Annotated in this window: 7 protein-coding genes; 4 read left to right on the top strand and 3 right to left on the bottom strand. The window is 68.8% G+C overall.

What is annotated here, in order from left to right; translation table 11 throughout:
* Positions 1-708: 708 nt before the first annotated feature.
* The 3 genes from RH90_RS02005 to RH90_RS01995 form a co-directional block, all read right to left on the bottom strand.
* Positions 709-948, bottom strand: a complete 240-nt coding sequence (locus RH90_RS02005; protein WP_010183545.1) for a hypothetical protein — start codon at positions 946-948, stop codon at positions 709-711.
* Positions 949-1051: 103 nt separating this feature from the next.
* Positions 1052-1831 (bottom strand): TIGR00266 family protein, encoded by a 780-nt coding sequence (locus tag RH90_RS02000; protein WP_010183544.1) that lies wholly within the window; start codon positions 1829-1831, stop codon positions 1052-1054.
* A gap of 177 nt (positions 1832-2008) precedes the next feature.
* A complete protein-coding gene (locus RH90_RS01995) occupies positions 2009-3007 on the bottom strand; it encodes an LLM class flavin-dependent oxidoreductase (RefSeq protein WP_010183543.1) in 999 nt (332 codons plus the stop codon).
* 187 nt (positions 3008-3194) lie between these two features.
* On the opposite strand from RH90_RS01995, the gene RH90_RS01990 reads away from it, so the two are divergent.
* The 4 genes from RH90_RS01990 (at position 3195) to RH90_RS01975 (ending at position 7845) form a co-directional block, all read left to right on the top strand.
* The gene (locus RH90_RS01990) at positions 3195-3860 is read left to right on the top strand and encodes a pyrimidine 5'-nucleotidase (RefSeq protein ID WP_010183542.1); all 666 of its coding nucleotides are present in this window, start codon (positions 3195-3197) and stop codon (positions 3858-3860) included.
* Entirely contained in the window at positions 3857-4681 is an 825-nt protein-coding gene (dapD, locus tag RH90_RS01985) for a 2,3,4,5-tetrahydropyridine-2,6-dicarboxylate N-succinyltransferase (RefSeq protein ID WP_010183541.1), read from the top strand. Before RH90_RS01990 ends, dapD begins: the two co-directional genes overlap by 4 nt.
* A 101-nt stretch (positions 4682-4782) precedes the next feature.
* Positions 4783-5751, top strand: a complete 969-nt coding sequence (glpX, locus tag RH90_RS01980) for a class II fructose-bisphosphatase (protein WP_010183540.1) — start codon at positions 4783-4785, stop codon at positions 5749-5751.
* 231 nt (positions 5752-5982) lie between these two features.
* Positions 5983-7845 (top strand): CocE/NonD family hydrolase, encoded by a 1863-nt coding sequence (locus RH90_RS01975; RefSeq protein ID WP_029624966.1) that lies wholly within the window; start codon positions 5983-5985, stop codon positions 7843-7845.
* Positions 7846-8016 lie beyond the last annotated feature (171 nt).

Genomic DNA, 8016 nt, shown 5'->3' with positions numbered 1-8016 from the left:
GGCCCGGTGCGTTGCGGGCTGCTATTAAAGCAGGCCGCTATTAACAGGGTCACTGTCCCCCTTCCGTCATTCCCGCGTAGGCGGGAATCCCTTAGGACCGGCCGTCCTTTACGGCACAGTCAGCCAGTATGGATCCCCGCATTCGCGGGGATGACGGACAGGTTACAGGAAACCGGCCACCGACGGTCGTTGCCACACCGACAACTCACCACCAGAATCGGCCATAGCCACTGCTGTCGCCCCGGCGGAGGCCGGGGCCTTTTGAGGGCTTGGCGGGCGGCTGGACATCAAGGGGGGGGCCCCGGCCTTCGCCGGGGCGACGGTTATGCGTTAGGGCCGCTCCCCACCAAACTCAGACGTAGCCTCGGCCGTCGCCCTGGCGGAAGCCGGGGCCTCTGGATGGCTTGGCGGGCAACGGGACACCAGGGGGGAGGCCCCGGCCTCCGCCGGGGCGACGGATATGGGTTAGGGCTGCCTCCCACCTAACTCAGACCTTGCCTCGGCCGTCGCCCTGGCGGAAGCCGGGGCCTCTGGATGGCTTGGCGAGCGGCGGGTCACCAGGGGGGAGGCCCCGGCCTTCGCCGGGGCGACGGTTGTGGCGAACGGAAGCTATCTACCAAACGCGGATATCCCCCGGCCAAGGCGTCACGAGTACGGGGAAGTCACCGGGGGACATCGGCAAGCAACAGCGACTGTCCCCGCGTGCCCTCAGCGCCAGCTACGCCCGTCCGTCCCGGCGCAGCCATAGGGCGGCATCTGCCCCGGGAAGCGCTGCTGCAGCTTGTGGCAGCCCCAGTCGCGGATCGGCCCGGGCATGTAGCCGTTGAGTGCGATGCCAACCTCGTCATACGGGCTCGGCGCCTGCGAAACGTACATGTACCAGCGCCCGCCGAACATCACCGCACCAGCGATCAGGACGACACATACGACTTGAATGATTTTCTGCATTACGGCCCTTCATGAAACGGGGGCCGCCCGTGGCAGGCTAAGAGGTCGGCGTCCAATCGTTACTCCCGCACCCCGGCCTGTCGACAGTCGCCTGAGCGCGCGCTCACTCGTTCCCCAGCAACCCGCCGAGCAGCCCGCCGACCACTGCGCCCGCCGCACCCCCGCCGACCAGCCGCCCGATCCCCGCGCCTGCCGCCGCGCCGCGCTCCTCGTTGCCCGGCAGGTGCCGCGCGACTTCCTCCGCCAGGTTCATGATCGGCATCGATTGCAGCCAGACCCTGCCCGGCCCGGTCAGCGTCGCGAGGAACAGCCCCTCGCCGCCGAACAGGATGTTGCGGAAGCCGCGCACCATCTGCACGTCGGTCGAGACGGTCGGCTCCTGGATGCCGATATGCCCGGCATGGACGCGCAGGCGCTCGCCCGGCGCGAGGTCCTTCTCGATCACCTCGCCCGACAGATCGAGCCACACCGTACCCGGCCCGGTGACGCGCTGGAGGATGAAGCCCTCGCCCGCGAACACGCCCGCGCCGAGGCGCTGCTGGAAGGCGATGTCGAGCGACACCGAATATTCGGCGCAGAGGAAGGTCTCCTTGCGACAGATCAGCGATTCGCCGGCGCGCAGGGTGCGGGCGATGATCTTGCCGGGGAAGCGCGGCGCGAAGGCGACGTGCGCGGGGGCGTCGGCGATATATTCGGTGATGAAGATGCTGCCGCCGGACATGGCGCGCTTGAGCCCGGCGAACAGCCCGCCGCCGGTGTGCGTGTCCATGCGGATGCCGTCGCTCATCCACGCCATCGCATGGGTCTGGCTGACGATCCGCTCGCCGCGATCGAGGTCGATCGAGACGGTCTGCATCACGGTGCCGGCGATGTCGTAGCGCATGGTTGGAGAAGCCCTTGCTGTGGTGCACTGGTGTAACACAGCTCGGGGAACGATGGAATATGCGCCCTCCCCTCGTCACCCCGGGCTTGTCGCGGGGTCCACCGTGCCGCGCGCACTCCCGCCGCATACCGCGCATCCCGGTGGGCCCCGGCACAAGGCCGGGGTGACGGGAGGGGGTTAAGCGGCGACGGCGACGTCCTGCATCGCTTCCGCGGTGATCGTCAGGCTGTGCTTGCGCGCTTCGTGATCGTAGATCGAGCTCGCGATCATCAGCTCGTCGACGCCGGTGCGCGCGACGAAGGCGGCGATCTCGCGCGCGACCTTCGCCGGGCCGCCGACCGCCGAGCACGACAGGACGTGATCGAGGATCGCCGACCCTTGCGCGCCGAGGCTCTCGCGATAGCCCGCGACGGGCGGCGGGAGCTGGCGCGGGTTGCCGGTCCGCAGCGCGACGAACGCCTGCTGCTGCGAGCTCGCCAGCAATTCGCCCTCGGCGTTGGTATCGGCGGCGAAGACGTTGAAGCCGGCCATCACGTGCGGCTTGGCGAGCGCTGCCGAGGGGCGGAAGGTGCGGCGGTAGATGTCGATCGCCGCCATCAGCGAATCGGGCGCGAAGTGCGAGGCGAAGGCATAGGGCAGCCCGAGCATCGCGGCGAGCTGCGCGCCGAAGGTGCTCGACCCGAGGATCCACAGCGAGACGTCGGCGCCCGCGCCCGGCGTCGCGACGATGCCGGTCTGGCCGTCGTTGGCGAAATAGCTCTGCAGCTCGACGACGTCGCGCGGGAAGGCGTTGGCGTCGGTCTCGAGATTGCGGCGCATCGCGCGCGCGACGATCTGGTCCGAGCCCGGCGCGCGGCCGAGCCCGAGATCGATCCGGCCGGGGAACAGCGCGTCGAGCGTGCCGAACTGCTCGGCGATGGCGAGCGGGGCGTGGTTGGGGAGCATGATCCCGCCCGCACCGACGCGGATCGTCTTGGTGGCGGCGGCGATGTGGCCGAGCACGACCGAGGTGGCGGCGCTGGCGATGCCGGTCATGCCGTGATGCTCGGCGGTCCAGTAGCGGTGGAAGCCTTGCGATTCCGCGTGTTTCGCCAGGTCGGCGGCGTTGGCGAGCGCCTGTGACACGGTGCCGCCTTCGACGACGGGGACGAGATCGAGCAGGGAGTATTGGGTCATGGATGCGATGTGGGGAGGACGGCGGTCGTTTCAAAGCCCCTCCCCTTCAGGGGAGGGGTTGGGGTGGGGAAGTCCAGCAGTGCGCGGTCTCTGCGCGGCATCCCCCACCCCCATCCTCCCCTGAAGGGGAGGGGCGAAGATGCGTCTCCGCCTTGCCCCCCTTGCCTGCCCCGCTTAGAGCCACGCCATGGACCTACGCCTCGCCCATATCCGCACCTGGATCTTCGATCTCGACAACACGCTCTACCCGTCGAGCGCGCGGCTGTTCGACCAGATCGATGCGCGGATGACGGGCTTCATCGCCGACAAGTTGCAGGTCGATCTCGCCGAAGCGCACCGCATCCAGAAGGGCTATTTCCACGCCCACGGCACCACGCTCGCCGGCCTGATGGCCGAGCACGACGTCGACCCGCACGCCTTTCTCGACCATGTCCACGACATCGAAATGGACGTGCTCGAGGAGAACGCCCCGCTCGCCGCGGCGATCGCCAGGCTGCCGGGGCGGAAGCTCGTCTTCACCAACGCCGACACGCCTTATGCGAGCAAGGTGCTCGCCAAGCTCGGGCTCGGCGAGAGCTTCGAGGCGATCCACGACGTCCATGCGATGGACCTGATCCCCAAGCCGCAGGCGTCGGCGTACGCCGGGCTGTGCGCGGCGTTCGAGCTCGACCCCGCGACCTGCCTGTTTGCCGAGGACATGGCGCGCAACCTCGCGCCCGCCAAGGCGATCGGCATGACGACGCTGTGGGTCGACAACGGCTCCGAACAGACGCCGGGTGCCGACCGCTCCTTCATCGACTTCACCTGCGCCGACATCACGGCGTGGCTCCACGACCATACGGGGGATTCATGAGCGACCTGCAACAGACCATCGAAGCCGCCTGGGACGCGCGCGACACGATCGGCTTCGCGACCACGGGCGATGTCCGCGACGCGGTCGAGCAGGCGCTGCTCCAGCTCGATTCGGGCGCGATGCGCGTCGCCGAGCCGACAGGCGACGGCGGCTGGCAGGTCCATCAGTGGCTCAAGAAGGCGGTGCTGCTCTCGTTCCGGCTCAACGACAACAGCCTGGTCGAGGGCGGCGCGGGCGGCGCGCCGGCGTTCGACAAGGTGCCCTCGAAGTTTGCCGGCTGGGGCGAGGCCGAGTTCCGCGGCGGCGGCTTCCGCGTCGTGCCGGGCGCGGTCGCGCGGCGCGGGAGCTTCATCGGCAAGGGCGCGATCCTGATGCCGAGCTTCGTCAATATCGGCGCCTATGTCGGCGAAGGCACGATGGTCGACACCTGGGCGACGGTCGGCTCGTGCGCGCAGATCGGCAAGGGCGTGCATCTCTCGGGCGGCGCCGGGATCGGCGGCGTGCTCGAGCCGCTGCAGGCGGACCCGGTGATCATCGGCGACGGCGCGTTCATCGGTGCGCGCGCCGAGGTCGCCGAGGGGGTGCGCGTCGGCGCGGGCGCGGTGCTGTCGATGGGGGTGTATCTGGGGGCGAGCACCAAGATCATCGACCGCGCGACCGGCGAGGTTTTCCGCGGCGAGGTGCCGCCCTATTCGGTGGTGGTGCCGGGCTCGACCGGTGGCGGGGACGGCAAGCCGGCTTTGTATTGCGCGGTAATCGTCAAGCGCGTCGACGCGCAGACGCGCTCGAAGACGAGCATCAACGAACTGCTGCGCGACTGACCTTCCTTCCCCCCTCCCGCAAGCGGGAGGGGAGTAGCAACGTCTCGACAACGTCACACGCCCCGCTTAGTCCCTCCCCAAAACCAGAGGATGCTCCGCCCATGACCACCACCGCTTCAAAGACGCTCGACCGTGTTCTCGTGCTCGAAATGGTCCGCGTGACCGAGGCGGCGGCGGTCGCCGCGTCGACGCTCACCGGGCGCGGCGACGAAAAGGCGGCGGACGCGGCGGCGGTCGATGCGATGCGCACCGCGCTCAACTCGCTCTACATGGACGGCACAGTGGTGATCGGCGAGGGCGAGCGCGACGAGGCGCCGATGCTGTTCATCGGCGAGAAGGTGGGATCCGCGATCGGCAAGGGGCCGAAGATCGACATCGCGCTCGATCCGCTCGAGGGCACGACGATCTGCGCCACCGCCGGGCCCAACGCGCTCGCGGTGCTCGCGATCGCCGAGGAAGGCGGGCTGCTCAACGCGCCCGACGTGTACATGGACAAGATCGCGTGCGGCCCGGGATACCCCGAGGGCATCATCGATCTCGACAAGTCGCCAACCGAGAACGTCACCGCGCTCGCCGCCGCCAAGGGCGTCGAGCCCAAGGACATCATCGCCTGCGTGCTCGACCGCCCGCGCCACGCCAAGATCATCGCCGAGTTGCGCGCGATCGGCTGCGGGATCATGCTGATCGGCGACGGCGACGTGGCCGGCGTGATCGCGACGACCAATCCCGACACGACGATCGACATCTATATGGGCTCGGGCGGCGCGCCCGAGGGCGTGCTGGCGTGCGCGGCTCTCCGCTGCGTCGGTGGCCAGTTCAAGGGCCGGCTGCTGTTCCGCAACGACGACGAGCGCGCGCGCGCGGCGAAGTGGGGCGTGACCGACCTCGACAAGCAATACGATTTGACCGAGCTCGCGCGCGGCGACTGCATCTTCGCGGCGACGGGCGTGACCGACGGCTCGCTGCTCGCCGGCGTCAAGCGCAAGGGGCATATCATGACGACCGAGAGTGTCGTGATGCGCGCGAGCTCGGGCACGGTGCGCTGGGTCAAGGGCGAACACCGGATCTGAGGCGATAAAGCCCCTCCCCTTTAGGGGAGGGGTTGGGGTGGGGAAGTGCCAGGCGCTGGTCTCTGCGAGGCACGCCCCACCCCCCAACCCCTCCCCTAAAGGGGAGGGGCTTATAGACAATCGTCACCCCGGGCTTGTCCCGGGGTCCACCGTGCCGCACACTTGCCGCGTGAGCATTTGCGGTACGGTGGACCCCGGCACGAGGCCGGGGTGACGGTTTGGGGGTTGGGTATGCGTAAAGTTGTGGCGGCGCTTGTTGCAGGTGTCGCGCTGGCCGGGCCGATCGGCGCACGCCCGCAAGCTGCCAACGCCCCCGCTCCGGCCACCACGCAATCCCCCTACACCTACGAAGAAGTGATGATCCCGATGCGCGACGGCGCTCGGCTCCAGACCGTCATCCTGCGCCCGCGCGGCCAGACCGGCCCGCTCCCGATCCTGTTCTCGCGCACCCCCTACGGCGTCCCCGACGCCGCGCCGAAGACGACCCCCGGCAATCATGTCGCGCTCGACCGCGACGGGTACATCTATGTCGAGCAGTCGATGCGCGGCCGCTTCAAGTCCGATGGCGTCTTCACGCTGTCGACCGCAGTGCATCCGGGCGACCCGAAGCAGACCGACGAATCGACCGACGCTTACGACAGCATCGACTGGCTGGTGAAGAACGTCGCCCGGAACACCGGCAAGGTCGGGATGTGGGGCGTGTCCTACCCCGGCTTTGCCGCAGCCATCGCCTTGATCGGCCCGCATCCCGCGCTGAAGGCGGTCAGCCCGCAGGCGGCGTGGGTCGATTACTGGCAGTCCGACGATCTCCACCGCAATGGCGCGCTGCGGCTGTCCTATGCGACCGACTGGCTGGCGATGATCCAGCTCGACAAGACGCAGGACACGACCTTTCAATACGATCGCTACGATACCTACGACTGGTTCCTCGCCAAGGGGCCGGTCGCGGCGATCGACACGACCGAGTTCAAGGGCAAGGTGCCGATGTTCACCGCCTTGCTCGACCATCCCAATCACGACGCCTTCTATACCGACCAGCGCTGGAGCGACCGGCTCGGCAAGACCGTGGTCCCGACGCTCAACGTCGCGGGCTATTGGGATCAGGAAGACCCGTCGGGATCGTGGCAGATCTACTTCAAACAGGCGCAGAACGACCCCGACCACCTCTCCACGATGGTCGCGGGGCCGTGGGCGCATGGCTGGTGGCAGCGACCGACCGACGCGCTGGGGGCCATCCCCTATGGCGTGCCGAGCGGGCCGCAATTCCAGGAGCAGATTCAGGCGCCGTTCTTCGCCTATTGGCTCCACGGCACGGGGCCCAAGCCGACGAGCGGCGTGAAGAGCTTCCAAAGCGGCAGCTGGACGTGGAAAAGCTACAAGGCGTGGCCCGTCGCGGGCACCAAGCCGACCGACCTGTATCTCCATGCCGACGGCTCGCTCTCGTTCACCGCCCCCACTGCGGGCGAGGCGTGCCGCGACTATGTGTCGGACCCGGCCAACCCGGTGCCGTTCCGCGCGAGGCCGATGTCGGGGACGTATCTCTCGCCCGACTGGGCGTGGTGGGAGGCGGCCGACCAGCGCTTCCTCGGCGGGCGGCCCGACGTGCTGAGCTATACCAGCGCGCCGCTCGAGAAGGATCTGACGGTGACGGGCCACGTGCTGGCGCAGCTCGCCGCGTCGACCAGCGGGACCGACAGCGATTTCGTCGTCAAGCTGATCGACGTCTATCCCGACAACCAGGTGCAGAACGCCGAGGCGCCCAAGCCGGGTGATTATGCCAGGTCGCTCAACGGCTATCAGCTGCCGATCGCGATGGAGGTGCGGCGCGGGCGCTTCCTCGCGAGCGACACCGCGCCGCAGCCGCTGGTGCCGGGCAAGGTGACGCGCTGGGAGGTGCCGCTTCGCGAGCACGACCATGTGTTTCTGAAGGGGCACCGGCTGATGGTGCAGGTGCAGTCGAGCTGGTTCCCGGTGATCGACCGCAACCCGCAGCGTTTCGTGCCCAATATCGCGCGGGCCAAGCCGGGGGATTTCGTCAAGGCGACGCAGAAGGTGTGCGCCGGGTCGAAGATCGTGCTGCCGGTGATGCCGTAAATCCTCCCCCGGGAACCGGGGGAGGTGGCAGCCGCAGGCTGACGGAGGGGGCCGACACGGGCGGCGCGCTTGCGGAAAGGTCGTCCCCCTCCACCCTTCGCTGAAGGCTCAGGGTCCCCCTCCCCCGGTTCCCGGGGGAGGATTGGGGTGGCGCACGGCCAGTATCCCCAG

Source organism: Sphingomonas sp. PAMC 26605 (assembly GCF_000241485.1).
Lineage (GTDB): Bacteria > Pseudomonadota > Alphaproteobacteria > Sphingomonadales > Sphingomonadaceae > Sphingomonas.
This window is presented reverse-complemented; position numbering and strand designations above follow the sequence as displayed.